A 26,552-nucleotide genomic window follows, 5' to 3' on the forward strand; every position below is an offset into this window, starting at 1 on the left:
AGCAGCACGAAGATCCGGCGCCGCCGCAGGCGCTCGTGCCCGACGTCGATCCGAGCTGGCGGCGCTGTGCATGGGCCTGCTGCAGCGCGACCCGGCCGCGCGGCTCGGCGGCGCCGACATCCGCGAGGCCCTCGGCGAGGCCCCGCTCGGGCCCACCGAGTCGGGCGCGCGCTTCGTCGGCCGCGACGACCTGCTGTCGGCCATGCGCGACGCCTTCCAGCTCGCGCTCGCCGGCTCGCCGGTGTGCGTGTACGTCCGCGGCCGCTCCGGCATCGGCAAGACCGCGCTCATCGATCGCTTCATCGCCGAGCTGCGCCGCAACGACCGCGCCTTCGTCCTCCAGGGCCGCTGCTACGAGCGCGAGAGCGTGCCGTACAAGGCCTTCGACAGCGTCCTCGACGCGCTCGCGCAGCACCTCCGCCACCTCCCGCAGGAGGAGGCCGCGGCCCTGCTGCCGCGCGAGATCCACGAGCTCACGCGGCTGTTCCCCGTCCTCGCGCGCGCCCCCGTGGTCGCCGATCTGCCGCAGCGCAACTTCGTCGCCCCCGACCCGCAAGAGGCGCGGCGTCGGGCCTTCCGCGGGCTCAAGGAGCTGCTGGCGCGGATCGCCGATCGCCGCCCGCTGGTGCTGCGGATCGCCGACCTGCAGTGGGGCGACGAGGACAGCGCGCGCCTGCTGGTCGAGCTGCTGTCGCCGCCCGATCCGCCGGCGATGCTCTTCATCGGCTCGTACCGCATCGACGAGGACGACGCGCCGATGCTCCGCGAGCTGCGGCGGCTCGGCGCGCGGCCCGAGCTCAAGGCGCTGGTGCGCGACCTGCTGGTCGAGCCGCTCTCGCCCGATCAGGCCGAGGAGCTCGCGCTCGCCCGGCTCGGCCGCGACAGCGACAGCGCGCGCGCCGAGGCGCGCCGGATCGCCGCCGAGTCGGGCGGCAACCCGCTGTTCGTCGAGGAGCTCGCGCGTCACATCGCCGGTCACCGCGGCGCCGCGCCGGCCGAGGTCTCGCTCGACGCGGTCGTGCGCACCCGCCTCGCCGGCCTGCGCGCCGCCGGTCGCAGCCTGCTCGAGATCGTCGCCGTCGCCGGGCGGCCGATCCCGCCGAGCCTCGCGTTCACGGCCTCGGGCGTCACCGATCGCGCGGTCCTCGGCGAGCTGCAGGCGCAGCACCTGCTGCGCACGCTGGCCTCGCGCAGCGGCGACACCGTCGAGTGCTACCACGACCGGATCCGCGACACCGTGCTGGCGCAGCTCGGCGGCGACCGCCTGGCGCAGCTGCACCGCACCCTCGCCGACGCCCTCGCGCAGTCGGCCGACGACCCCGAGCTGCTGGCCCACCACCTGCACGCCGCCGGCGCCTTGAAGGAGGCGCACGCGGCCGCCGTCGCCGCCGCCGAGCGGGCCGCCGCTTCACTCGCCTTCTACCGCGCCGCCCAGCTGTACGGTCGCGCCCTCGCGTGGGCGTCCGACCTCCCGGACGACGAGCGGCGCGCCCTCCTGCGTCGCCGCGCCGACGCGCTCGCGCTGGCCGGTCGCAGCGCCGAAGCGGCCCCCGTCTACGCCAGCGCCGCCGAGGGCGCCTCGCCGGCCGAATCACTCGAGCTGCGCCGCCGCGCCGGCGAGCAGTTCCTCGTCAGCGGCAACATCGACCAGGGCGTGCAGATGCTGCGCCCCGCGCTGGTCGAGGTCGACCTCGGCTACCCGGCCACGCCCGGCCGCGCCAACATGTCGATCATCACTCGCTCGACGCAGCTCAGCCTGCGCGGCCTCGGCTTCGCCGCGGTGCGCGAGGAGCAGGTCCCGCCGGCCGACCTGCTGCGCCTCGACGTGTGCCTGTCGGCCGCCGTCGGCCTCGCCTTCGTCGACCCGATCCGCGGCTACAGCTTCTACCAGCGCGGCCTCCTCCTGGCCCTTCAGACAGGTGAGCCGCAGCGGATCGCCCGCGCCCTCGCCGGCGTCGGCGCCATGATCATGAGCCGCGGCACCGCCAACGCCGTCGGCCGCGGCACCACCCTGCTCAAGGAGGCGCGCCGCCTCGCCGAGCAGCTCTCCGAGCCGCGCCTCATCGGCCTGTGCGAGATCGTCGACGCCATCGCCGCCGTCTCGCTCGGCCGCTGGCGCCGCGCGCTCGAGCACTGCGAGCAGGGCGCCCAGATCCTGCTCGACCGCTGCGTCGGCGTCGGCTGGGAGCTCGACCTCGCCCGCATGAGCACGATGCGCGGCCTGTTCATGCTCGGCGAGCTGGCCGAGCTCGGCCACCGCGCCCACGCCTGGCTGCGCGAGTCGGAGGACGCCGGCGATCTGTGCGGCGAGGTCTGGTCGGCGCTCTACAGCGCCTACGCCCTGCTCGGCGCCGACGACATCACCAGCGCGCGCGACCGCGTGCGCGGGGCGATGCGCCGCTGGTCGAAGGACGGCTTCCACTTCCAGCACATGCTCGCGCTGATCCTCGAGACCTCGTGCGACCTGTACCAAGGGCAAGGTGGCTCCGCCTGGCAGCGTCTGGCCGAGAGCTGGGTCGCCGTCGAGAACTCGTACATCTTCGGCTGGCAGGGCCAGCGGATCCTCTTCCTCCACGCGCGAGGCCTCGCCGCCGTCGCGGCCGCGCGCGAGCAGCCGCACAACGCCGGCGTCCTGCTCGCCGCCGCCGAACGCGACGCCGCCCAGCTCGAGGAGGACCGCGCGCTGCGCCACGACTCCGTCGCCATGGCCGCGCTGATCCGGGCCGGCATCGCCGCGCAGAACGGCGACATCCAGCAGGCGCTCGTCCGCCTCGAGGCCGCCGCCGCCAGCTTCGACACCGCCGACATGCCGGTCCACGCCGCCTGCGCCCGGCGCCGCCGCGGCGAGCTGCTGGGCCCCAGCGGCGCCACCTTGATCGCCCAGGCCGACCAGTACCTCGCCTCGCGGGCCATCCTCCGCCCCGCCCAGTGGAGCGCGATGTACAACGGCAGCGCGCCCACCTGACGCGCGGCTGCATCCACTGTGCGACGGCCTGCTCGCGCCCCATCCTCCGAATCCGCGACCTCGCGTCACCACAGCGCTCGCCCTCCGCGCATCGACTGCGCGACGACCTGCCCGCGCCGGATCCTCCGCATCCGCGACCTCGCGTCACCGCGGCGCTCGTCGACGATGAACCCCGCAGCTCGGCTCGCTCGCACCGGCCGGTCCGCCGGCCGCGACCGACCGGCGTGAGCTCCGCAGGCCGACCGGCGTGAGCTCCGCAGCCCGACCGGCGTGAGCCCCGCAGAGCCTCGCATTGCCCCGCGCGAGGGCCTGGCCGACGCGTGTGACCTCGCGCCCGCGGCGCCCGCCTTGCCGCGCGCGACAGTGCGCCACTATCCTGCGCGCGCTCGCCATGGATCTCACGCTCGGCACTCCTCTGTCTCCCTCGTCCACACGGCTGCTCCTGCTCGGCTCGGGCGAACTCGGCCGCGAGGTTGCGATCGAAGCCATGCGCCTCGGCGCCGAGGTCATCGCGTGCGACCGCTACGCCAACGCCCCGGCCATGCAGGTCGCCCACCGCAGCCACGTGTTCGACATGCAGGACCGCGACGCGGTGCGGGCCGTCGTCGCCCGCGAGAAGCCCCACTACATCGTCCCCGAGATCGAGGCCATCGCCACCGACGCGCTGGTCGAGCTCGAGAGCGAGGGCTGGGCCGTCATCCCGACCGCGCGGGCCGCCCGGCTCACCATGGACCGCGAGGGCATCCGCCGCCTCGCCGCCGAGCAGCTCGGCTTGCCGACCAGCCCCTACGCCTTCGCCGACACGCGCGAGGAGGTCGAGGCCGCGGTCCAGCGCCTCGGCCTGCCGTGCGTGATCAAGCCCGTCATGTCGAGCTCGGGCAAGGGTCAGAGCACCGTGCGCACCGCCGCCGATGTCGCCGCCGCCTGGGAGTACGCGCTGTCGGGCGCCCGCGGTCGCTCGGCCCGCGTCATCGTCGAGGGCTTCGTCCCGTTCGACTACGAGATCACGCTGCTCACGATCCGCACCCGCCACGAGGGCACCCTGTTCTGCCCGCCGATCGGCCACCGGCAGGAGCGCGGCGACTACATGGAGTCGTGGCAGCCCCACGCCATGGCGCCGCAGGCCCTCGCGCGCGCGCAGGAGATCGCCGCCGCGGTCACCGAGGCGCTCGGCGGCGCCGGCCTGTTCGGCGTCGAGCTGTTCGTCGTCGGCGACGAAGTCATCTTCAGCGAGGTCAGCCCGCGCCCGCACGACACCGGCATGGTCACCATGATCACGCAGGACCAGAGCGAGTTCGAGCTGCACGTGCGCGCGATCCTCGGCCTCCCGATCGGCCAGGTCATCCTCCGCGCGCCCGGGGCCTCCGCCGTGGTCCTGGCCGATCGCCCGGGCACCAACCCGCGCTTTACCGGCGTCGGCAAGGCCCTCGCCGACCCGCGCACCAAGGTCCGCCTGTTCAGCAAGCCCGACACCCGCAAGTACCGGCGCATGGGCGTCGTCCTGGCCTACGGCGACGACGTCGCCGAGTGCCGCGCCCGCGCCGAGGCGGCCGCCGCCGAGATCCGCGTGGTCGTCGACGCCGGCTGAGCATTGGATGATTTCGGGACATGTCGCTTGCGACATGTCCCCTGCAGCATGTCTTTGGTGACATGCCGCAAAGGCCCGATCTATCGGCTACTGGTCGAACAGCTCGAGCAGCGTGCGCAGCCCCGGCGAGCCGGGCGCCTGCGGCTTGTCGGCCAGCGCGCGGCGGATCTCGAGGTGCGCCGCCGGCAGGATCGACCGCAGCTGCTCGAGCGCCTTCGGATCGCCGCCCTGGGCCGCTGCCACCTTCGCCTGCACCCGCTCGCGCCCGGGCCCCGCGAGCCGCGGGCCCACGTCCCACGCGGTCACGACCGCGCCTGCACCGAGGGACATGTCTCCGAGTTCATCGTGGCGCAGCTTCGCCGGCCGTTCGCTCGTCAGCACGTCCAGCCGGCCCAGAGTGAACCGTTGCCCCGCCCCCAGCGCCGTCGCCCGGCCCGCGCGCAGCAGCGTCACGCCCGCGTCGACCGCCGTCAGAGTCAGCGTCGCCTCGGTCGTCCACGTGCCCGCGTCGATCTGCGGATAGTGCCCCTTCGCCGCCGCCAGCAGGCCCTTCGGCACCTTCAAGCCCGAGTAGCCGACCGGCGGCGCCGCCTGCTGCGCCACGCCGTGAACTCGATCGGCCCCGTCTCGAACTGGCCCTTCAGCAGCGCCTCGCAGGCCCGCAGGTGCCGCTCGATCCGCCCCAGCAGCTCCGCCCGCACAGGCGCGCTCGCCGGCAGCGGCGCCGCCCGGCGCCACAGGTAGCCGGCCAGCCCCGCGTGGAAGAGCGGCAGCGCCTCCATGCTGCTCAGCAGCGCCGGCAGCTCGGCCATCGTCTCGCCGCCGCCCGCCTTGCGCGCCTCGACGTGGGCCCGCCAGCGGCTGCGAAACGCCTCGCCTTCGGCGCCGCCGACCGCGTCCGCCAGCGCCTCGAGGGCGGACGCGACCTGCAACCAGCGCGGGTCGGAGGCCGGCGTCGCCTCCGGCACGGTCACCAGCGCCAGCGCCAATCGCTTGCCCGGCCCGACGTCGAGCCCGTCGTCGGCGACGAGCCGCGCCCACCGGCCCAGCGCCGCCTCGTCGGCCAGCGGGAACACGTCGGGCCCGAGCGCCGGCGCGGCGCTCTCCGCAGCACTTGTCTCCCGGGACATGTCCTCTTCACCCTGCTGCAAAGGACCTGCCCCATTCGACATGTCCTGAGAGCCTTGCCCCGCGCCGGGCGCCGCCCCGTGCCCGTCCGGCTCCTCGCGCCCGCGCAGCCGGTCGGCGCAGCCCTGCACGAACACGATCAGCAGCGCGAGCAGGCGGATCGCCGGCGCCGCCGCGCTCGAGAGCAGCGCCACCTGGCCGCGGCGCCAGCGGAGCACCACCGCCGCGGCCAGCGCGAGCGCCACCGCGAACGACCCCAGATCGAGCCACCAGCGCCTCACACCGCCTCCTTGCGGCAGGCGCCGAACGCCTGCTCGCGGCACGGGTTGCCGTTGCGGGCCTGCAGCCAGCACTCGTGGCCGTCCGAGCACTCGCGGTGGCCGGCGCTGCGGAAGCGCGTGAAGCCGCGGGTCCAGATGTCGCGCAGCAGCCGGTCGCGCACGTTGCCCTCCGACTCGCGCAGGTCGGTGGTGGTGCACGGCAGCACCTCGCCGGTGGCCCCGACGACGCAGGAGATCCGGCCGGCCCCGCACAGGAACGGCTGGTCGCGGTAGAAGCGATCGTCGGCGCCGGCGCTGCCCCACTCGTTGCACAGCTCGACGTGGAACAGCCCGCGCTTGCGGCGGGCGAACGCGGCCACGCGGCGCAGTTGCTCCGGCGTCGGACACAGCGCGGTGTGCTCGGCCCCGCGGCCCTCGGGGGCGAAGAGATGGAGGCCCCACGAGTCGGCGCCCGAGGCAGCCACGATCGGGAACAGATCGGCCAGGCGGTCGGCGTTCTCGCGCGTCACCGTCGTGCCCGCCACCACCTCCGGGCAGCCGCACCTTGAGCGTGCGGATGGCAGCCAGCGCCGCCGCGTGACTGCCCTGACGCCCGCGGAACAGGTCGTGCTGCCGGGCCTCGCCGTCGAGGCTGATCGCCGCCAGCGTGGGCGGGTGACGCTCGAACAGCGACCTGAACTTGGGGACATGTCCCCCGTGCGTGTGCATCGCCCACTCGAGCCCCTGCGCCCGCGCGTGCGCCACGATCTCGGCGATGTCGCGGCGCAGCAGCAGCTCCCCGCCCGCGATCACGAAGGTCGGCCGGCCGAGCGCCACCAGCTCGTCGACCACCAGGCGGATCGCCTCCTGCGTCGTCAGCTCGCCCTCGGCCCGCTTGCCCGCGCCCGAGTAGCAATGCGGACAGCGGAGGTCGCACATCGCGGTGGCGATCCACTGCACCGCGACCGGCCGGCGCACCAGGCGGAGCGCGTGCAGCAGCCGCGTCTCGGTCTCCCAGACCTCGGGCGCGGCGCGAGCATACAGACGATGAAGCAGGCCCATGCCCGCGAGGATAGCCTCACCCCGCCGCGCGCGCGGGCGTGGGCGATCGCGCGGAAGCTCGGATCGTCGCGGCGGAACGCCAGCGTGGCCAGGAGCGCCAGCGCCCACAGCACCGCGATGTGGAGGAACATCGTCTCGCCGCCGTAATGCTTGAACAGGAAGCCCGACACCAGCGGCCCCGCGAGCGTGCCGAGCCCGTACGAGCCGTTCAGCAGCGCGTTGCTGCGGCTGAAGTCGCGTGGGTCGACGATGAGGCTCTGCAGCGCCAGGCTCATCGGCCAGATCGGCGCCAGCGAAGCGCCCGCGAACAGCACCGCGACGGCGACCATCCAGAACGCGGGCAAGTAGACCAGCGACGCCGTCAGCACCACTCCGAGCGCCACCAGGGAGCGCACCGTCTTGAGGTGGCCGTAGCGATCGCCGAGGCGGCCGACGAACACCACGCTGGCGGCCATGCCGATCGAGAAGCTCGCCACCAGCAGGCTCGTGTCCTCTTTCGGCACCTTCCGCACCGCGATGAGGAACAGGGGCAGGAACAGCACCAGCGACGCCTGGAAGTAGCCGTAGCAGAACGTCGGGATGCAGGCCGTCTTGATCTTCCAATACAGCGAGAGGATCGGCGGCCGGGCGTCGTCCTCCGCCGGCTTGACGGGCTGCGCGCCGGCCTCGTGGCCGTGATCGCCGCCGTGATCGCTGCCGGCGATCGGCTGGATGTCGCGGTCGAGGAACACGTAGGCGATCAGCGCCGCCAGCGACGCGAACAGCCCCGCGGCCACGAACACCATCTGCATCGGGTAGAGCAGCATCACCGCCCAGCCGAACACCGCCCCGATGCCGTAACCTGTGGCCATCGAGATGGTGTAGAGGCTGGTGATGAGCCCGCGGTGCGCCGTCGTCGTGCGCATCAGCAGGATCGTCTCGAGGCTGACCCACACGCCGACCGAGAACGCGCCGTCGATCCCGCGCGCCGTCGCCAGCCCGCCGAAGCTGAGCAGGAACGGGAAGATGGCCGTCGCCCCCGCGTACACCAGCAGCGCGGCCGCCAGCATCGTCCGCGGCGACAGCTTCTTGATCAGCAGCCCCATCGGCACGCTGAACGCCGCGATGCCGAGCGAGAAGAAGATCGCCAGCTCGCCGATCGTGAGCTCGTCGATCCCGCGGACCTTGTTCAGGTAGACCGCGACGACCGCGGTCACCATCCCGTAGGCCGTCCCCGTCATCCCGCAAACGACGTACGCGGTGCGGATGTTGGAGTCGCGCAGCTCGCTGTGCCAGAGCTGTTGCAGCTCGTTGCGGACCTTGGACCACTGCCCGGCGGGTGTGGGGGGCGAGACCGTCGTCGTCATCGTGGGGGGACGCGATGATCGGGTCCGGGCAGGCGAAAAACCAGTCCCATCACGCGTGATCTTGCGTGATTTTCGCGCGGCTTCGCGCTCACTCCTTGTCGCGGACCGAGTCGCGCTTGCAGTTCTTTGTCACATCGAGCGGCAGCATCGCGGGATCTTCGAGGCGCATCGCCGCGAAGGTCGAGCCTTTCAGGTCGAGCGCGAAGGGCACTGACAGATCGCCCTCGATATCCCCGCAGAAGAACTTCTCGTCGATGATGGTGGCGACCATCCTCAGCGTCGCCTCGATGTCGGCGCCGGTCACCGGATTGGCCGCGCCGGTCACCTTCACCAGGCCGGCGTCGATGTCGAACTTGCCGTCGGCGACGGGGATGTCCGAGTAGCACAGCGGGTCGCCGATCGGCTCGCGCGGCACGTTGACCTTGCCCTGCATGAGGCTCAGCGGCTGCAGGCAGGCCGCGAGGAGCGTGTTGCCCATCTCGTCGGTGGTCAGCGTGTTGGTGGCGATGAACTGCAGCGGCAGGTCGGGCGAGATGACCGTCGACACTGCCAGCAGGAAGTCGCCGCTGATGTCGGCCTCCGCGGGCATCACGTCCGGAGGCGGCGGCGGCATGAAGTCGCGATCGTCCTTGGTGTTGTCGAGGAACTCTTCGAACTTGGCCTCGGAGTCGGGGCAGCCCGCCAGCAGCGGCATCAGCAAGGACAGTCCGAGCAGCGAGGCGCCGGCCCGAGGACAGGGCACAGAAAACGATCGGGACATCCTGCGCATCACTCTGCCGTGCATTTTGTCCGCCGTAAAGCAGTGACCTCGGTGTAAAGTGGCGCCGGTTTGTCGCCGTACGAGGTCACCTTCATGTCGCTCGCTCGTCATGCGTCTCGCTCGCGCACCCTCTTCGCCTGTGGCCTGTTGACCGCCGCGCTCGTCGGCGCGAACGAGGCCCGGGCGTCCGGCCTCAGCACCGCGCGATTCGGCGGCGAGCACGGCCACGTGACCACCGACAACCCGACCGCGATCTACTACAACCCCGCGGGTATCGCGCTGAAGCCCGGCACGCGGATCTTCGTCGACGGCAGCTTCGCGGCCCGATGGGTCAGCTACGACCGCCCGGAGTCCGCGATCAGCAGCGCGACCGGCACCCCCGAGGGGGCCACCGACGCCAACGCCGGCGTCGCCAAGCTGTCCAACTTCATCGCCGGTCCGTTCGCCGGCGCCAGCTCGGACTTCGGCACCAAGTTCTTCTCGGCCGGCGCCGCGGTGTACTTCCCGTTCGGCGGCCAGTCGACGTGGAAGCCCAACGAGAAGTACCGCGGCAGCCAGGACTACCCGGGCGCGGTCGACGGCGTGCAGCGCTGGCACACCATCGACGGCAAGTTGCGGTCGATGTACATCACCGGCGCCGTCGCCTTCAACATCGCCAAGATCGGCCTCTCGATCGGCCTGTCGGGCAGCGCCATCCGCAGCGAGATCGACACCATCCGGGCCCGCAACGCCGACGGCACCGACGACCTCGTGGGCTCCGACGGCACCCTCAAGGAGGGTCGCAGCTGGCTCAAGGCCTCGGGCTGGCAAGGCAGCTTCGGCATCGGCGCGATCTGGAACTGGCGCGACAAGCTGTGGATCGGCGCCTCCTACACCAGCCGGCCCAACATCACCGGCAACATGACGCTGAAGGGCGAACTCAGCAACGCGTTCGGCACCGCCGCCGTGGCCCCCGCGGCGCCGATCGAGCTGCAGCAGCGCCTGCCCGACATCGTCCGCTTCGGCTTCCGCGTCCGCCCGGTGCCCAAGCTCGAGCTGCGCCTGTTCGGCGACTTCACCAACTGGAAGGTGATGGACAAGCAGTGCGTCCTCGACGCCACCAAGGCCGATCGCCAGTGCGACTTCGCCAACGCCGACACCGCCCTCACCGACCCCGCGTCGTACGGCGGCGACGGCCCGGACGACAACGTCAAGAACGTCACCCAGAACATCCCGCGCTTCTGGAAGCCGGCCGGCGGCGTCCGCTTCGGCGCCAGCTACTGGGTGATCGAGGCCGTCGAGCTGTACGCCGGCCTCGGCTTCGACTCGACCGCCGTCCCCGTCCAGACCATCGAGCCCGCCCTGCTCGACTCCAACAAGATGACCTTCTCGCTGGGCGGCCGCTTCCGCCTGCACCAGCGCCTCCACCTCGGCTTGACCTTCACCGACATCGCCTACTTCAAGGTCGACACCAAGGGCCGGAGCGTCCTCAACAAGTTCCAGGCGCCGACGAAGGCCGCCAGCGCCGACGGCATCTATAAGCAGAACATCTTCCTGACGAACCTGTACCTCGACGTGAACTTCTGAGCTGGCACCGGGGACATGTCCCTCGGGTCAGCCTGGGAGCCTGGCACTCGGGACATGTTCGCAAGGCCAGCCCCCGGTCGGCCGGCACTCAGGACATGTCGGCGCGCGGCCGAGGCCGTCGCCGGCGAGCTCAGTGCTGCGCCCGCGCCTCGCCCTCGCGGCGGAACAGCTTGCGGTACGTCATCGGCGACGCGCCCATCACCTGCGCGAAGCGGTTGCGCAGCGTCGACGCGGCCGCGAAGCCGACGTCGCCGGCGATCTCCTCGAGCGACAGCGAGGTCGACTCGAGCAGCTGCTGGGCGCGGGCGATCCGGGCGGTGAGGACCCACTTCAGCGGCGTCGTCCCGGTCTGCTCGCGGAACCGCCGGCTGAGGGTCCGCGTGCTCATCCGGGCCCGCCGGGCCAGCGTCGGCAGCGTCAGCTCGTCGCGCAGGTGCCGGTTCATCCAGTCGAGCAGCGGCGCCAGGCTGCTGGTCGACGTCGGCGGCTCGTGGACGATGTACTGCGCCTGGCCGCCGCTGCGCTCGAGCGGGACGACCGCGAGCCGCGAGGCGTGAGCGGCCACCGCGGCGCCGTGATCGCTGCGCAGCATGTGCAGGCACAGGTCCATCCCCGCGGCCCCGCCCGCCGAGGTCAAGATCCGCCCGTTGTCGACGAACAGCACGTTCGGATCGACGGTGAGCGTCGGATAGCGCCGGGCGAGCAAGCCGGCGGCGACCCAGTGCGTCGTCACCCGCAGGCCGTCGAGCAGCCCGGCCTCCGCCAGCACGAACGCGCCGCTGCAGATCGATGCGATCCGCGCCCGCCGCCGCGCCGCCGCCCGCAGCGCCTCGAGCACCGCCGGCGAGGACGGCCGCGTCGGGTCCATCACGCCGGGCACGATCACGGTGTGCGCCCGCGCCAGATCGGCGAGGCCCCAGCGCAGCGCCAGCTGAAACGCCCCCGCGTCGACGCTCCGGGTCTCGCCGCACACGCGCACCTCGTACGGCCGCGCGCCCCCGGGCACCTCGGCGCGCCCGAACACCTCGCACGGCATCGTCAGGTCGAACGCGACCACCCCCGGCAAGGCCACCACCGCGACCACGTGCGGACGCAAGGTCATGCTCCCACGCTCGCACGCGTCGCCGCGCCCGGGCAAGTGGCGAAAACGCCAACAAGTGCTCACTTCTCGCCACCGATGCGCCCCGCTCGAGCCATCGATCGCCATGGCGGAGGCACATGTCCTCGAGGACATCTGATCTCACCGAAGTAAAGCTCCCGGTGCTCGGCTCACCGAGCGCAGACCTCGCTCGCGCACGTCCGCACCCGGGCCGCCGCGTCCCTGCGTCCCTCGCTACAGCACCAGCACCGACGCCCTCGGCGAGGCTCGCTCGGGGCGCGAGACGAAGGTCACCGGCGGCGCTCCGCGATCGACCGCCGAGTCATGAGGCGGCCTGCCAGCGAACCGAGCCGGCGCCGCCCCTCGCGCGCCCGCGCCGGGTGCTCTCGCGTTTCGCCGCGCGCGGGCTTAGCCTTGACGCATGACCCCACTCGACGAACTCGCGGCCCTGCTGCGTCCGGCAGGCGGCGGGCTCTTCCTCGTCTCGACCGGGCGCGCCGAGCAGCTGGCGATGCAGCGCCGGATCTACGGCGCCGACGACGAGACCGGCGTCGACGCGGCGTTTCGCCGCAACCTCGCCGCGATCGCCGACGCGCGCGTCGTCATCCTCGGCTGTCCCTCGACGTCGGCGCCGGCTTCCTGCGCGGCGCGAACGTCGGGCCCCAGGCGATCCGCACCGGCCTCCTCGCCAGCGACGCCGACTGGCCGGCGCGGGCCGCCGCCGCCGGCGTGCTCGACATCGGCGACGTGTTCGTCATCCCGCAGCTGCTCCACGACGACATGTTGAGCGCCGGCCAGCTCGCCGCCAGCCGGCGCGCGCTCTACGGCCACCTGCCCGAAGAGACAGCCGCCACCTTGCCGGTCTCGCCGCTGTCGATCGCCGAGCGCGCGCTCGACCTCGTCTACCAGCTCAACCCCGCCATCGTCCCGGTCGTCCTCGGCGGCGACCACTCCAACGCCTGGCCCGTGGCCGCCAACCTGGCCAAGCACCGCCGCGATCGCTGGGCCATCGTCCAGCCCGACGCCCACACCGATCTCCTGGCCGAGCGGCTCGGCATCAAGATCTGCTTCGCCACCTGGTCCTACCACGCCAACGAGCTGCTCGGCCGCGACGGCCGGCTCGTGCAGGTCGGCGTGCGCGCCTCGCGACACGACCGCGGCCACTGGGAGCAGGGCCTGGGCGTGCGCCAGTTCTGGGCCGAGGAGGTCAAGGCCGACCCCGCCGGCACGATCGCCGCCATCGTCGCCCACCTCAAGGGCCTCGGCGTCACCTCGGTCTACTTCTCCAACGACATCGACGGCACCGACTCGCACTGGGCCGACGCCGCCGGCACGCCCGAGCCTGACGGCCTCGAGCCCGAATTCGTGGTCGAGCTGATCCGCGCTCTCGGCCGCGAGGTCGGCCTGTGCGCCGCCGACGTCGTCGAGGTCGCCCCGCCGCTCGCCCGCGACGGCGGCAAGCAGACCGTCGCGCTCGCGGTCCGCTACCTGCGCGAGAGCCTGGCCGCCATCGCCGGCCCCAGCCTCGCGCCGTGAGAGACCGGCTGTCCGTGAGGACAGCCAGGCCTGTCCCCGAGGACATCTCCCCGCACCTGTCCGGACGGACAGCCGAGAAGCGGCCCTGTTCACTGTCCGCGAGGACAGCCAGTCCGGCCCGCAGGCACGCGCCGCGCCGCACCTGCCCGTTCGGACAGCTCAGCCCGCGCGGCCCTGCTGCAGCTCGGCGATCCGCTTCTTCGCCACGTTGTTGCTGAAGTCCGAGCAGCAATCCATGCGGATGTACGTCGACCACTCGTCGATCGCCTTCTGCGTCTCGCCCTTCGCCTCGTAGACCTGGGCGGCGCCGGCGTGGGCCGTCTTGTCGCCCTGGTACTTGATCATCGCCTTGGCGTAGGTCGTGAGCGCCTCGTCGAGCTTGCCCTGCTCGCGCAGCACGTCGCCGAGCTCGCTGTACACGAACTTGACCGCCTCGTCGTTCTTGATGACCTCGCGGAACACCGCCTCGGCCTGCTCGAACTGCTTCGCGCGGCGCAGCGCCTGGCCCTGGTGGAGCCCGTAGTTGCCGTTGTCGGGGTCGAGCTGCGCCGCCTTGCCCCACGACGCGGCCGCGTCGGCGTCCTTGTCGCTCTTCTCGAGCGCCGCGGCGCGGGTCGCGTGGTAGTCGGCCACGTCGCCCTTGGCGGCGATCGCCTTGTCGATCAGCTCGATCGCCTTGGCCGGGTCCTTGTCGCCGTACAGCCGCACCTTCGCCAGCAGCGCCTGCGCCTCCGGGTTGCTCGGCTCGACCTCGAGCACGCGCTTCAGCAGGTTCTGGGCCTCTTCCCACTTCTCGTCGTTGACGCGCGCGGCCGCGTTGGCGAGGTCCTTCTTCATCTGGGCCGCCTGCTCGGCCGGATCGACCGCGGGCGTGGAGTTGCACGCCGGCGCGAGGGCGGAGGCGGCGGTCAGGACGACGGTCAGGGCGCAGGCGGCGAAACGGGGCACAGAGGGACCTCCAGCGACTTCGGTATCACGCGGCGGCCCGCCGACACAAGGGCGGCCGCTCGCCTGCCGGCCCCGGCCCCTCGCGCGGCGCGGACCCGGGCCCCGCGCGCCCTTCGATCGCTCGCTCGCGGGCCGCTCGCGCCGGTGGCCGTTTTGGCGCGCGGATGATACGCTGGCCGCCTCCCGAGGCCGATGTCCGGACGCGACTCCCACTCCGAAGACCCGCGCGGGCCCCGGCCGCTGCGCCCGCACGTCGGGCTCGCCGAGCCGAGCGACGACCCCGGCCTCGAGCTGGGCGCCGACATCGCCGATCCCGGCCTCTCCGGCCTCTTGCGCCGCGGGGTCAAGGCCGCGATCGCGCGCTGGGCCGTACTGCGACGACCTGCCGCCGAGTGGCCGCGCCCGCAGGACGAGGCCCGCCACGCCTGGGACGGCCGGCCGCACTTCGCCGAGGACTTCGTGTTCGTCGGCGTGCAGCCCGAGCTCGCCGTGCTCGCGCGCCTCGAGTGGTTGCCCGGCCGCGACGCCCACCGCGTCTGGCTCACCCTCTTCACGCCCACCGCGATCTACTGCCTCCCCGGCGGCCAGGCGCTGCTGCGCGGCGACGGCGAGCGCGGCTGGTCGGTCGGCGGCCTCAGCTTCGACTGCGTCGAGCCGCTGCGCACCTGGACCCTGCGTTACCGCGGCGCCCTGCACGTGCACGACCCGCGCGGCCGACCGCTGCGCCCCGCCGGCGACGCCCCCGCCGAGTCGATCGAGGCCCGCCTCGACCTCACCTTCCTCGCCGGCCTCTTGCCGTTCGTCCCCGGCACCGACGACGACCCCGACCTGCTCGCGCGCCAGCTCGGCGCCGCCGCCTGGGACACTCGCCTGCTCCGCGCCGTGCGCCGCCACCCGCTCCGCGGCTACGTCCAGGCCGGCGATCTACACGGCACGATCACCCTCGGCCGCGACCTGCGGGCCTTCGGCGGCGCCGCCCTGCGCGTCCACAACTGGGGCGTGCGCGACTGGGGCGCCAGCGACGCCGCCATGCAGTGCTTCGCCACGCTCGGCCCGCTGCGGACGTGGGTGCACACCGCCCGTTTCCCGTGGGTGAGCCTGTCCGGCGGCTTCGTCCAGCGGCCCGGCGGCGTCGTCCCGATCCGCGACCTCGGGGTCACGCAGGAGCGCCGCCCCGGCCGCGCGCCCGCTCGCACCGGCCTGGCCGTCGAGGCCCCCGGCGGACCGCTCGCCCTCGAGGCCGAGACCGTCGCCGAGCTCCCGCTCGACATGGACGGCCGCGGCCACCTCGACATCGCCCTCGTCCGCGTCCACGCGGGCGGCGAGCGCCCACCCCCGCCCGCGCCGAGGGCCCCCGCCTCGTCGCCGGCCCCGCGCGCCCGCCCGAGGAGTCGCACGGCTGGGGCCTCTGCTTCACCCAGCGCCGCCTGCTCCCGCGCCCCACCCCGCGCACCGGCTGACCTGTCCGTTCGAGCATGTCCGCCGGACCATGCCCGGGCCGCGCGGCTCGGCCGCTCCATCCGGCTCGTCCACCCGATGACCTGCTCATTCGGGCCTGTCGGCCGGACTGCGCCCAGGCCGCGCAGGTCGGCCGCTCGAATCCTGCGCCGCCTGTGCTCGCTGGACCGCTCCACTCGAGCGGCCCCGGGTAGCCGTCGCTATTCCGGTGACTTCCACGAAGCGACTGCCCTTCGATGGCATGACCATTCGGACATGTCCTTTTGACCATGCCCCATCAGGAATGTCTTTCCAACCATGCCCGAAAGAGCATGTCCATGAGCACATGCCCTCGGCGCCAGGGAGCTCGTCGTGTCCGTCTCCGCTCGGGCGGCCGACCTGCCCGTCGCCCCCCGCTCAGCCGGCCTGCTCGTCGAGCTCGTCGGCGAACGCCTCGGCCGTCTCGGCGTCGGCCGGCGCCTCCATGTCGGGCGCGTCGGTGCGGACGAAGTCCAGCGGACCGAGCCCGCCGTAGCGGATCTCGCCGGTCAGCGCGGAGCCCTCGCGGTTGATCAGCACGTAGCCGCCGCCGCGACCGCCGCGGCCGTCCTGCCACTGGAAGGTCACCAGGTTGCTCGGCAGCATCGCCCCGCCCTCGGGCGGCGTGGCCCGGATCTGGCGCAGGTTGCAGACGAAGCGGATGAGCCCGTCCTCGCTGACGAAGCGGCCGTAGTAGCGATCGCTCGCCAGCCGCTGGATCGACAGCGTGCCGAAGATGCCCGCGCTCTCGCCGACCCACTCGCCGGTGAAGTCGCTGGCCCCCTCCGGATAGACCTCGCCGGAGGGCGGCGTCACGTCGACCACGTCCGAGACCCGCGCGCCGTTCGGCTTGCAGCCGCCGGCGAGCGCGAGCAGGAGCGCGGCGCGAAGGAGGCGAGCCATACGAGGGATGGTGGATACCTCTCGGCCCGATCCGACGCGGTTCGCTGCTTCCACGGCGGTGGCAAAAGTCACACGTTCTGGCCGCTCTGGGGCGCCGGAAACGCACGAGCGTCACGCCGACGACCTGACTACAATCCCGCCCGGCGATGGGCGCACGATTCACCACGATGTCCGCGCGGGCCTTCGGCCTCGTCGTCGGCATCGCCGTCGCCGGCGCCTCGCTGCCCGTCCACGCGCAGGGCCCGAGCGCCCCTGCCACGGCCCCCGCGCCTGCGCCTGCGCCCGAGTCCAAGCCCGCGCCTGCGCCGGACGCGAGCAAGCAAGATCCCCCCGCTCCGGGGCCTGACGGCAAGGAGCCTGTCCCGCAGACCCAGCCGGTCACCGCCCCGCCCCCGGCCGGGCAGGCCGACCTGGTGGCGCCGCCGAACAACGTGTCCCAAAGCGCAGGTCTCGGCAGCACCGTCGCCACCAGCGACCCCGAGGCCAAGCGGGCCAAGGCCGAGCTCGAGGGCACCGCCCTGCGCGACAAGCCGGTCGACGGCGTCCCCGAGCGGCTGCCGCCGCTGCAGCGGGCCGGCTGGTGGTGTGTGTTCGGCGGCTTCGCCCTCGCCTCGACCGGCGGCGTGTTCGCCGGCCTGGCCGAGACCGAGGAGGACAAGGCCGCGCGGCTCATCGCCCAGCTCGACCCCGAGACCGGCGCCTCCCTGCAGTACGCCGACGTCAAGGGCGAGTACGACGACATCCTCGCCCGCGGCCGCCGCGACGCGGTGCTCGCCCGCAGCTTCCTCGCCGCCGGCGGCGTCGTGCTCGCCGCCGCCATCGGCCTGTTCATCGCCGACCGCGTCAAGCGCCGGCCCACCCGCGTGCAGGCCGGCCTCGGCGGCCTCCAGGTGCGCTTCTAGATGGCCGAAGGAACAGGACCCATGCGCCATGTCGCGAACGCCATGTTGAGCGGCCTGCTGTTCGGGTCCGCCGCGCTGTCGGCCTGCTTCAACGCGCCCAGCGACCCGGTGCAGTTCGCCTGCGAGCCCGACGACGCGGGCGAGTGTCCGGCCGGCTACGAGTGCCGGATCGACGGCTGCTGCCACCGCGAGGACACGCCCGACGACGACTCCGTGGGCGCGTGCAAGCTCGGCGCCACCGGCGCGAACCCTGGCGATCCGCCGCCCCCGCCCCCGCAGACGACCACCGAGACCGGCACCGACAGCGACGGCACCGCCGGCACCACCGACGCGACCGACGCCACGGGCGCGACCACCACGACCGGCGCAACTTCCACCGGCGGCGCCACCACCGGCGACACGACCTCCTGAAGCCGCGGGGCGGCGCCTCCGCCCCACCGCACGCGCCGGGCCTGCCTCACGGCGCCTCGCCCTCACGGCGCACGCACCTGCCTCCCGGCCCCCTGGGCCATGAACTTTGCTTCACGGCCCACAGGGCCACTTGCACCCGGGCGCCTCTGGCCCGATCTCATGGAGCCCCCTCGCGGGGCTCTTGCTACGCGGCCCCACCGGGCCGAAAACCGCGGGCTCGCGGGCCCGCAGCGACACGGGGACGATCGTGGGACTCAAGGACCTCTTCAGCAGCGCGGGTCGCAGCAAGAGCAAGCTCGACAAGCACATCAAGACCGTCCAGAACCAGTACGCGCAGTCGGCCGACCGCTACTACGCGATGGAGCAGCTGCTGGAGATGGCCGAGATCCCGGCGATCGTCGGCCTGATGAAGCGGTTCACGATGAACGCCAGCAAGTCCATCGAGGACGAGGAGGAGAAGGGCTGGCTGTACAAGCGCCTGCTCGGCCTCCCGCTCGACACCGTGCTGCCGGCGGCCAAGGAGTTCTGCCTCCAGAGCGACAACATCGCCTGGGTCTTGCGCGTCGTCGAGGAGCTGGCGAGCAAGCAGCAGGAGTGGGACATCCTCGACGCGCTGCTGGCCCACCACCCGCCGGGCTACGAGCGCGACCCGAGCGCCAAGCTGCAGCTGCTCACGCACCTGCAGGAGATCGACGACGCGCGCGTCCCGGACATCCTCGCCGGCTACCTCGAAGATCCGGACGAGGGCGTGCGCTTCTTCGCGGTCGAGGCGCTGCTCGACATCGGCGAGCCGCGCTCGCTCGGCCCGCTGGTCGCCCGCCTCGGCAACCCCGCCGAGGACTCGCTGCGCCTGCGCACCCGGATCCTCACCGGCCTCGCGCGCCTCGGCTGGGACGTGAGTGCCCACCGCGACGTCATCAACAAGGCCATCGGCAACGACCACACCTTCGACGGCACCCACATCAAGGAGCGCTGATAAGCCATGCCGCGCCGCAACGACTTGCGTCGGATCGTCGTCCTCGGCTCGGGCCCGATCGTCATCGGTCAGGCCTGCGAGTTCGACTACTCGGGCACCCAGGCGACCAAGGCCCTGCGTGAGGAGGGCTACGAGGTCGTCCTCATCAACTCGAACCCGGCGACGATCATGACCGACCCCGATCTCGCCGATCGGACCTACGTCGAGCCGCTGACACCGGAGTTCTTGGAGCGCGTGCTCAAGGCCGAGCGACCGCAGGCCGTGCTGCCGACGGTCGGCGGACAGACCGCGCTGAACCTCGCCATCGAGGCCGGCAAGCGCGGGATCCTGGCCAAGTACGGCGTCGAGCTGATCGGCGCCGACCTCGACGCCATCGAGCGCGCCGAGGACCGCGACAAGTTCAAGGCCTCGATGAAGAAGATCGGCCTCGACGTCCCGCGCAGCTTCTACTGCCACTCGGTGGCCGAGGCGTGGGCGGCGCTCGAGCAGATCGGCTTCCCCACCATCATCCGCGCCAGCTTCACCCTCGGCGGCAGCGGGGCCGCCATCTCCTACAACCGCGACGAGTTCGAGGCCCACGTCCAGCACGCCCTGGCCGAGAGCATGCGCGGCGAGATCCTGATCGAGGAGTCGGTGCTCGGCTGGAAGGAGTACGAGCTCGAGGTCATGCGCGACGCGAAGGACAACTTCGTCGTCATCTGCTCGATCGAGAACCTCGACCCGATGGGCGTCCACACCGGCGACAGCATCACCATCGCCCCGGCGCAGACGCTGACCGACAAGGAGTACCAGCGCATGCGCGACGCGGCGCGCGCGGTGGTCACCGAGATCGGCGTGTCGACCGGCGGCTGCAACATTCAGTTCGCCGTCGACCCCAAGACCGGGCGCCAGATCGTCATCGAGATGAACCCCCGCGTGTCGCGCTCGTCGGCGCTGGCGTCGAAGGCCACCGGCTTCCCGATCGCCAAGTTCGCCGCCAAGCTGGCCGTCGGCTACACGCTCGACGAGCTGCAGAACGACATCACCCGCGCCACCCCGGCCAGCTTCGAGCCGAGCATCGACTACGTCGTCACCAAGATCCCGCGCTTCGCCTTCGAGAAGTTCGCCGGCACCGACGAGACCCTGACGATCCAGATGAAGTCGGTCGGCGAGGTCATGGCGATCGGCCGCACCTTCCGCGAGTCGCTCGGCAAGGCCATGTGCGGCCTCGAGACCGGCACCTACGGCTTCGACCTCCCGCTCGACGGCGACGGCCCGGCCGCCGCCGAGGTCCCGCTCGGGCGGCCGCACCCGCAGCGCCTGTGGCACGTCGGCAACGCCCTGCGCGCCGGCGTCTCGCTGGAGCGCGTCCACGAGCTGACCCGCATCGACCCGTGGTTCCTCGCCCAGATCCAGGCCGTGCTCGCCGTCGAGGCCGAGGTCCAAAGCGCCCCGCCCGGCCCGCTCGGCGCCGCCCTGCTGGCCCGGGCCAAGCGCTCCGGCCTGTCCGACCGCCGCCTCGCCCAGGTCCGCGGCGTCCCCGAGCGCGAGCTCCGGGCCGAGCGCGAGGCCGCCGGCCTGCGCCCGGTCTACAAGCGCATCGACACCTGCGCCGCCGAGTTCGCCGCCGGCACCCCCTACCTCTACTCGACCTACGAGGAGGAGGACGAGGCCGAGGTCACCGCGCGCAAGAAGGTCGTCATCCTCGGCGGCGGTCCCAACCGGATCGGCCAGGGCATCGAGTTCGACTACTGCTGCGTCCACGCCAGCTTCGCCCTGCGCGAGGCCGGCTACGAGACGATCATGGTCAACTGCAACCCCGAGACCGTCTCGACCGACTACGACACCAGCGACCGCCTGTACTTCGAGCCATTGACCGCGGAACATGTCCTCGAGGTCCTGGCCCATGAGTCAGCCCGCGGCGAGATCGTCGGCGTGCTGGTGCAGTTCGGCGGCCAGACGCCGCTGCGCCTCGCCGCCGAGATCGAGAAGGCCGGCTACAAGCTGCTCGGCACCTCGGCCGAGGCGATCGACCTCGCCGAGGACCGTGGCCGCTTCGGCGAGCTGCTGCAGCGCCTCGGCGTCCGCTGCCCGCGCTGGGGCGTCGCCCGCTCGCCCGACGAGGCGCGCGGGATCGCCGAGCGGATCGGCTTCCCCGTGCTCGTGCGCCCGAGCTACGTCCTCGGCGGCCGGGCCATGCGCGTCGTCTACGACCGCGCCGAGCTCGACGAGTACATGCGCACCGCCGTGCTGGCCTCGCCCGACCACCCGGTGCTCGTCGACGAGTTCCTTCACAACGCCGCCGAGTTCGACGTCGACGCCGTCGCCGACGGCAAGGACGTCGTCATCGCCGGCGTGATGGAGCACATCGAGGAGGCCGGCGTCCACTCCGGCGACTCCGGCTGCTCGCTGCCGCCGGTGCTGGCCCCGCCCGGGGTGCTGGCGGAGATCCGGCGCACCACCGTCGCGCTCGCGCGCGAGCTCGGCGTGGTCGGCCTGATGAACGTCCAGTTCGCCCGCCAGGGCGACGACGTGTACGTGCTCGAGGTCAACCCGCGGGCCAGCCGCACCGTCCCGTTCGTCGCCAAGGCCACCGGCGTCCCGTTCGCCAAGATCGCCGCGCGCGTGGCCGCCGGCGAGCCGCTGGCGCCGATGGGCCTGAAGGAGCGCATGCCGGCCCAGGTCAGCGTCAAGGTCTCGGTGTTCCCCTTCCACAAGTTCCCGGGCGTCGACACCATCCTCGGCCCGGAGATGCGCAGCACCGGCGAGGTCATGGGCGTCGCGGCCGACTTCGGCGCGGCCTTCTACAAGGGCCTCTTGGCGGCCGGCGTGGTCCTGCCGCAGTCGGGCCGGGTCTTCGTCAGCGTCCGCGACGACGACAAGGACCTCGTCATGCCGGTCGTCCGCCACCTGATCGACCTCGGCTTCGGCATCGTCGCCACCCGCGGCACCGCCGTCGCCATCCGGGCCGCCGGCCTCGACTGCGAGCTCATCAACAAGGTCAAGGAGGGCCGCCCGCACATCGTCGACGCGCTGGTCAACGGCACCATCGCCATGGTCATCAACACCACCGTCGGCCTGCAGTCGATCCGCGACAGCTTCAGCATCCGCCGCACCTCGCTGATGCAGAAGATCCCGCACTTTACGACGATCTCCGCGGCGATGGCCGCGGCGCGCGCGATCCAGGCGGTGCGCAGCGGCGAAAAAACCCTCGTCGCCCGCACCCTGCAGGACTATCATCGAGAGCCTGCGCCTCCGTCCGCGACTCAGGACACGCCATGACCGAGCAGAAGATCCCGATGACCCCCGCCGGGTACGCCAAGCTGCGCGCCGAGCTCAAGCAGATCAAGGAAGTCGACAGGCCCGAGAACGTCCGTGACATCGAGACCGCGCTCGGCCACGGCGACCTGCGCGAGAACGCCGAGTACCACGCCGCCAAGGAGCGCCAGGCCCAGCTCGACGGCCGCATGCGCTACCTCGAGTCGCGGATCGGCATGGCCCAGGTCATCGACCCCGAGACCGTCAAGGAGAACAAGGTCACCTTCGGCGCCACGGTGACGATGCTCGACGTCGAGAACGACCAGAAGGTCGTCTACCAGATCGTCGGCGAGGACGAGTCCGACGCCACCCACGGCAAGATCTCGCTCGGCGCCCCGATCGCCCGGGCGATGCTCGGCAAGCGCGTCGGCGACGAGGTCCTGGTCAAGCTGCCCAAGGGCGACCGCGAGTACGAGGTCGTCCGCATCGAGTACAAGGCCATCTCGTGACGCCGCCCCGTCCGCGCCAGACCTTCGCCTCCGGCGTCGCGCTGGCCATGCTGGTCGCGCTCGCGGGCTGCCGGCCCAAGGCCGGCGATCCGTGTCGCTGCGCCAGCGACTGCGGCGCCGGCCTCGAGTGTTACGCCGAGGGCGAGAAGATCCTGTCGGGCGACGCCTGCTTCAAGCCGGGCGTCATCGGCCAGTGCGTCGTCTCCGAGAGCGTCGACACCGACTCCGCCGGCCCCGGCCTGCCCGACATGCCGATCCGCGACGACCTCCCGTCCAAGCGCGACATCGCCGGCCCGGGCAGCAACAGCCTCAGCGAGAGCGCCAGCGGCCCGACCGACGGCTCCGCCACCGCCTCGTCGATGACCGGCACGACCACCGAGGGCACCGCGACCGACGGCACCGCGACCGACGGCACCGCGACCGACGGCACCGCGACCGACACGACGACCACCTCGTCGACCACGGACACGACCACCACGTCGACGACCGACACGACCACGACCTCGAGCACCACGGACTCGTCGACCACGAGCACCTCGACCGACTCGACGACGACCACCACCGGCTCGACCACCGACTCGACCAGCTCGACCAGCACCGGGAGCTCGTCGGGATGACGGAGGCCGAGGCCCACTGGCTGTGGCGCCTCGACGCGGACGCCTGGATGCGGTCCGCGCTGACCGAGCTCGAGGCCGGCGCCGACCACGTCGCCGTCCGCCGCACCGCCCTCACCCACGCCCGCCGGGCCGCCGGGATGGCCCTCAACGCCGTCCTGGTCGCCTGGGCGCACGCCCAGGGCACGCCTGACGCCCTCGAGGCCGCCGAGTCGCGCTGGGGCCGCAGCTACGTCGACCACCTGCGCCTGCTCGGCGACAGCGGCCCCGAGAACCAGGTCCCCCTCGGAGCCCGCGCCGCCGAGGCCGCCCGCGCGCTGATGGCCATCCCCGTGGCCATCACCGCCGGCTCCGCCGGCGCCGAGGTCCTCGTCCAGCTCCACCGCGGCCCCAACCAGGCCGCGCAGCAGGGCCTCGACCACGCCCGCACGATTGTCCACGGCTGCGCGAACGCCATCGCCGACCTGCGAACCGCGGCCCTGTAGCGACCGCTCGCAAGGCGCGGAGGCGCCGCCCGCAAGGCTCGTTCGCCGACGCGAGCGCGCGCGACGCTCGAGCGCGCGGACGCATCGTCTTCACCCTGCACCGCTCGAGTGCCAACGCGAGCGCAGCGAACGCGTGCTCGATGCGAGCGCGAGCGCCTCGTCCTCATCGACAGTCGCTCCACCACGAGCGCGCATCGCCCTCTTCGCTCCTCATGCGAGCGCATCGTCCTCGACGACAGTCGCGCGAGCACGCGAGCGCATCGCCCTCTTCGATCCTCATGCGAGCGCATCGTCCTCATCGACGGCCGCTCGAGCACGCGAACGAATCGTCAACCTCGACGCTCGAGCGCGCGAGCGCATCGCCGTCACCGATCATCGCTCGAGCGCGAAAGCGCATCGTCCTCATCGACGGCCGCTCGAGCCCGCGAAAGAATCGTCAACCTCGACGCTCGAGCACGCGAGCGCATCGCCGTGACCGCTCATCGCTCGAGCGCGCGAGCGCATCGTCCTCATCGACGGCCGCTCGAGCCCGCGAACGAATCGTCAACCTCGACGCTCGAGCGCGCGAGCGCATCGCCGTCACCGATCATCGCTCGAGCGCGCGAGCGCATCGTCCTCATCGACGGCCGCTCGAGCCCGCGAACGAATCGTCAACCTCGACGCTCGAGCACGCGAGCGCATCGCCGATCGCATCGCGTCGGTGCTCCTTGAGCGACCCGCTCGCACGCCTCGGGCCTCTCGGTCGACGCTCGCTCGGTCACGAGAGCTCATCGCCCCCAACTGCTCGCGCCTCGACGCTCGCGGCACGCATCACCCGACTTGCGGACCTCGTGTACGGCCTGTCGCGCCGCACCCGAAGCCGACGCACGAGCCTGCCCCGATGCATGGCGAGCGCTGCGGGCACCTCCGGGCGCCGCTCTCGCCGCGGACACAAGTCCGGCGAGCTCGTGCGTCGCCCTCGCCTCGGACACAAGTCCGGCGAGCCCATGCGCTGCGATCGCGATCGACCTCGCGGACAGCAGTCCGCCGCGCCCCCTTCCGACCCGCGTCCGCGCAGCAGCGTCAGGCGGACAGCAGTCCGAGAACCGGCCGCGACATCGGTCCGCGATCGGACCCCACGCCCTCGCGCTGGCACGCATCGGGCCGCGCGCGCGGGCACCTGCTACTGTGAGCCCATGCTCGACGCGCAGCTCCGCGGCCCCGGCGTCACCGCCGCCCGGCTCGTCTCTGTCCTCGCGTTCCTGTCCTTTGGGGCATGCCAGCGGGTCCCCTACGACGACGACGACACCGCCGGCAACCAGGGCGACGACGAGAGCGACACCGACACCGACGGCGGGGGCGACACCCAGCCGACCACGGGAGCGCCGGAGCCGCCGCCGGACCTCAACCCGGTCTACGACTGTGAACCGTCCGGAACTCCCGCATGTCCCGAAGGACAGAAGTGTACCGCCATCAGCGAGGGCGGCCTGCAGAACCACTTCAAGTGCGTGCCCGACGACAGCGCGATCCTTCCGCTCGAGCCGTGCGTGCCTGCGCCCGAGAGCGGACAGGACGCGTGCGGCGCCGGCACCGTGTGCCTCTCGCCGACGCAGGACGACCCGACCTCCGGCCTCTGTTTCTCGCTCTGCCGCAACGACATCGACTGCGACCCGGGCCTGTGCGTCACCAGTCCGTTCAGCGGCACGACCTACTGCGCGGACAGCTGTGATCCTCTCGTGGCCATCTGTCCGCCCAACCTCGGCTGTCGCCAGGGCACCGATCGATTCGTCTGCGAGATGCTGCTCGACGTCGACATGGGCACCGAGGGCGCCAACTGCTCCGAGTTCAACGGCCGCGGCTGCGCGCCGACGTACGTGTGCATGCCGGGGGCGCTGGTGCCGATGCGGCTCTTCCAGCTGCTGCACCTCGACCTGCGCCACGAACGAGGGCGACGCCCAGTGCGCGTCGCCCTCCCTCTGTGAACCGCTGTTTCCGAGCCCCGCGCCCGGGTTCGAGAGCATCGGGGCCTGCTTCGTGCCGGCGTAGCCCGTCAGGGCTTGAGACAGGCGATCATCGAGATGATGAACTCGTCGACGAAGCTCTGCTCGTCCTTGCGCGGGAACGCCGGATGCGCCTCGCTGATGCGCCCCGACAGCAGCATCGTGCAGAGCCCGTGGAGCGACATCCAGATACGGAACGAGGCCAGCGACAGGTCGACGTCGCCGCGCCAGCAGCCGCGCGCCGCGCCCTCCTCCAGCCAGCCCTGGAACGTCTTGAGCGGGCGCAGCAGCAGGTCCACCTCCTCGGTGTTGTGCTGCGACCAATCGATCTGCTCGTTACCCATCATCACCGAGTACAGCCACTTGTGCGACTTGGCGAACTGCACATAGTTGCGGCCGGCGTTGACGAGGCGCTCCGCCGGGTCCTCGGTCGAGGCTGCGGGCTCCAATACCTCGCTCTGCAGCAGTTCGGCCCCGTAGATCCGGATCTCGCGGAGGATCTTCGATTTACTCTCGAAGTGCTGATAGAGCGCCGTGGCGCTCACTCCGAGGCGGGCCGCGATGCCGCGCATCGTCAGCCCTTCTTCACCCCGCTCGCTCCCGATCTCGAGGCTGGTTTGGATGATTCCCTGTCGTAGGCCTGCTCGCTGAACACGTGACATTCCTCATGACTAGCAGGTTTTTTGCCTGACGGAACCTTGGATTTCCCGGGGGCGCAACTTGGAACAAGGTTCGTAACCCCAAAATGACGTTCAGCGAGAAAAATGCCAGCCTCGGGCGACGGCTGATTTCCGCTGTTTTG

Annotated in this window: 23 protein-coding genes and 1 pseudogene; 14 read left to right on the forward strand and 10 right to left on the reverse strand. The window is 72.2% G+C overall.

Going from position 1 to position 26,552, the window contains the following annotated elements:
• The first annotated feature begins 70 nt into the window (after positions 1–70).
• On the forward strand, positions 71–2,965 hold the full coding sequence (locus OV079_RS14865) for an ATP-binding protein (RefSeq protein ID WP_267769207.1): 2,895 nt from the start codon (positions 71–73) through the stop codon (positions 2,963–2,965).
• Between the two features lie 391 nt (positions 2,966–3,356).
• Positions 3,357–4,553 carry a formate-dependent phosphoribosylglycinamide formyltransferase gene (purT, locus tag OV079_RS14870; RefSeq protein WP_267769209.1) on the forward strand — a complete coding sequence of 399 codons (1,197 nt, stop codon included), beginning with the start codon at positions 3,357–3,359 and terminating at the stop codon, positions 4,551–4,553.
• A gap of 87 nt (positions 4,554–4,640) precedes the next feature.
• Here the strand turns inward: purT and OV079_RS14875 are convergent, their stop codons facing one another.
• The 6 genes and pseudogenes from OV079_RS14875 to OV079_RS14895 form a co-directional block, all read right to left on the reverse strand.
• Positions 4,641–5,156: a hypothetical protein gene (locus OV079_RS14875; protein ID WP_267769210.1), complete on the reverse strand. Its 516-nt coding sequence runs from the start codon at positions 5,154–5,156 to the stop codon at positions 4,641–4,643.
• Positions 5,114–5,962, reverse strand: a complete 849-nt coding sequence (locus OV079_RS14880; RefSeq protein ID WP_267769212.1) for a hypothetical protein — start codon at positions 5,960–5,962, stop codon at positions 5,114–5,116. The genes OV079_RS14875 and OV079_RS14880 overlap by 43 nt, the downstream gene beginning before the upstream one ends.
• Positions 5,959–6,486 carry an SPASM domain-containing protein gene (locus OV079_RS14885; protein ID WP_267769214.1) on the reverse strand — a complete coding sequence of 176 codons (528 nt, stop codon included), beginning with the start codon at positions 6,484–6,486 and terminating at the stop codon, positions 5,959–5,961. The genes OV079_RS14880 and OV079_RS14885 overlap by 4 nt, the downstream gene beginning before the upstream one ends.
• A gap of 76 nt (positions 6,487–6,562) precedes the next feature.
• Positions 6,563–6,880: pseudogene (locus OV079_RS57905) on the reverse strand (radical SAM protein); the annotation flags it as partial.
• Entirely contained in the window at positions 6,817–8,349 is a 1,533-nt protein-coding gene (locus OV079_RS14890; RefSeq protein WP_267769216.1) for an MFS transporter, read from the reverse strand. The gene OV079_RS14890 and the pseudogene OV079_RS57905, both read right to left, overlap by 64 nt.
• 88 nt (positions 8,350–8,437) lie before the next feature.
• Positions 8,438–9,337 carry a hypothetical protein gene (locus OV079_RS14895; protein WP_267769218.1) on the reverse strand — a complete coding sequence of 300 codons (900 nt, stop codon included), beginning with the start codon at positions 9,335–9,337 and terminating at the stop codon, positions 8,438–8,440.
• Between OV079_RS14895 and OV079_RS14900 the strand changes: the two genes are divergently transcribed.
• Entirely contained in the window at positions 9,257–10,675 is a 1,419-nt protein-coding gene (locus tag OV079_RS14900; protein ID WP_267769220.1) for an OmpP1/FadL family transporter, read from the forward strand. The two genes, OV079_RS14895 and OV079_RS14900, sit on opposite strands and share 81 nt — an antisense overlap.
• Positions 10,676–10,805: 130 nt before the next feature.
• Here OV079_RS14900 and OV079_RS14905 read toward each other — a convergent pair whose 3' ends face one another.
• Complete coding sequence (locus OV079_RS14905; RefSeq protein ID WP_267769222.1) at positions 10,806–11,777, reverse strand: GlxA family transcriptional regulator; 972 nt, start codon at positions 11,775–11,777, stop codon at positions 10,806–10,808.
• A 418-nt stretch (positions 11,778–12,195) separates the two neighbouring features.
• Between OV079_RS14905 and OV079_RS55895 the strand changes: the two genes are divergently transcribed.
• Positions 12,196–12,561 (forward strand): hypothetical protein, encoded by a 366-nt coding sequence (locus tag OV079_RS55895; protein ID WP_267778877.1) that lies wholly within the window; start codon positions 12,196–12,198, stop codon positions 12,559–12,561.
• Positions 12,444–13,310: an arginase family protein gene (locus tag OV079_RS14915; RefSeq protein WP_267778545.1), complete on the forward strand. Its 867-nt coding sequence runs from the start codon at positions 12,444–12,446 to the stop codon at positions 13,308–13,310. Before OV079_RS55895 ends, OV079_RS14915 begins: the two co-directional genes overlap by 118 nt.
• 159 nt (positions 13,311–13,469) lie before the next feature.
• Here the strand turns inward: OV079_RS14915 and OV079_RS14920 are convergent, their stop codons facing one another.
• A complete protein-coding gene (locus OV079_RS14920; protein ID WP_267769223.1) occupies positions 13,470–14,258 on the reverse strand; it encodes a tetratricopeptide repeat protein in 789 nt (262 codons plus the stop codon).
• 192 nt (positions 14,259–14,450) lie between these two features.
• On the opposite strand from OV079_RS14920, the gene OV079_RS14925 reads away from it, so the two are divergent.
• Positions 14,451–15,983, forward strand: a complete 1,533-nt coding sequence (locus OV079_RS14925) for a hypothetical protein (RefSeq protein ID WP_267769224.1) — start codon at positions 14,451–14,453, stop codon at positions 15,981–15,983.
• Positions 15,984–16,112: 129 nt separating this feature from the next.
• Here OV079_RS14925 and OV079_RS14930 read toward each other — a convergent pair whose 3' ends face one another.
• Positions 16,113–16,637: a hypothetical protein gene (locus OV079_RS14930; protein WP_267769225.1), complete on the reverse strand. Its 525-nt coding sequence runs from the start codon at positions 16,635–16,637 to the stop codon at positions 16,113–16,115.
• A 146-nt stretch (positions 16,638–16,783) separates the two neighbouring features.
• On the opposite strand from OV079_RS14930, the gene OV079_RS14935 reads away from it, so the two are divergent.
• The 8 genes from OV079_RS14935 (at position 16,784) to OV079_RS14970 (ending at position 25,732) form a co-directional block, all read left to right on the forward strand.
• Positions 16,784–17,539 (forward strand): hypothetical protein, encoded by a 756-nt coding sequence (locus OV079_RS14935; RefSeq protein ID WP_267769227.1) that lies wholly within the window; start codon positions 16,784–16,786, stop codon positions 17,537–17,539.
• A gap of 21 nt (positions 17,540–17,560) precedes the next feature.
• Positions 17,561–17,950 carry a hypothetical protein gene (locus tag OV079_RS14940; protein WP_267769228.1) on the forward strand — a complete coding sequence of 130 codons (390 nt, stop codon included), beginning with the start codon at positions 17,561–17,563 and terminating at the stop codon, positions 17,948–17,950.
• 247 nt (positions 17,951–18,197) lie between these two features.
• Entirely contained in the window at positions 18,198–18,926 is a 729-nt protein-coding gene (locus OV079_RS14945; protein WP_267769229.1) for a HEAT repeat domain-containing protein, read from the forward strand.
• 6 nt (positions 18,927–18,932) lie between these two features.
• Positions 18,933–22,187, forward strand: coding sequence for a carbamoyl-phosphate synthase large subunit (gene carB, locus OV079_RS14950; protein ID WP_267769231.1), 3,255 nt, complete (start codon positions 18,933–18,935; stop codon positions 22,185–22,187).
• Positions 22,184–22,672 (forward strand): transcription elongation factor GreA, encoded by a 489-nt coding sequence (gene greA / locus OV079_RS14955; protein WP_267769233.1) that lies wholly within the window; start codon positions 22,184–22,186, stop codon positions 22,670–22,672. The genes carB and greA overlap by 4 nt, the downstream gene beginning before the upstream one ends.
• On the forward strand, positions 22,669–23,289 hold the full coding sequence (locus OV079_RS14960) for a hypothetical protein (protein WP_267769235.1): 621 nt from the start codon (positions 22,669–22,671) through the stop codon (positions 23,287–23,289). Before greA ends, OV079_RS14960 begins: the two co-directional genes overlap by 4 nt.
• On the forward strand, positions 23,286–23,771 hold the full coding sequence (locus OV079_RS14965; RefSeq protein ID WP_267769236.1) for a hypothetical protein: 486 nt from the start codon (positions 23,286–23,288) through the stop codon (positions 23,769–23,771). The genes OV079_RS14960 and OV079_RS14965 overlap by 4 nt, the downstream gene beginning before the upstream one ends.
• 1,175 nt (positions 23,772–24,946) lie before the next feature.
• Positions 24,947–25,732 carry a hypothetical protein gene (locus tag OV079_RS14970; RefSeq protein WP_267769238.1) on the forward strand — a complete coding sequence of 262 codons (786 nt, stop codon included), beginning with the start codon at positions 24,947–24,949 and terminating at the stop codon, positions 25,730–25,732.
• Positions 25,733–25,800: 68 nt separating this feature from the next.
• Here the strand turns inward: OV079_RS14970 and OV079_RS14975 are convergent, their stop codons facing one another.
• Positions 25,801–26,412, reverse strand: a complete 612-nt coding sequence (locus OV079_RS14975; protein WP_267769240.1) for a TetR/AcrR family transcriptional regulator — start codon at positions 26,410–26,412, stop codon at positions 25,801–25,803.
• Between the last annotated feature and the right edge of the window lie 140 nt (positions 26,413–26,552).

Source organism: Nannocystis pusilla (assembly GCF_026626665.1).
Classification (GTDB): domain Bacteria; phylum Myxococcota_A; class Polyangia; order Nannocystales; family Nannocystaceae; genus Nannocystis; species Nannocystis pusilla.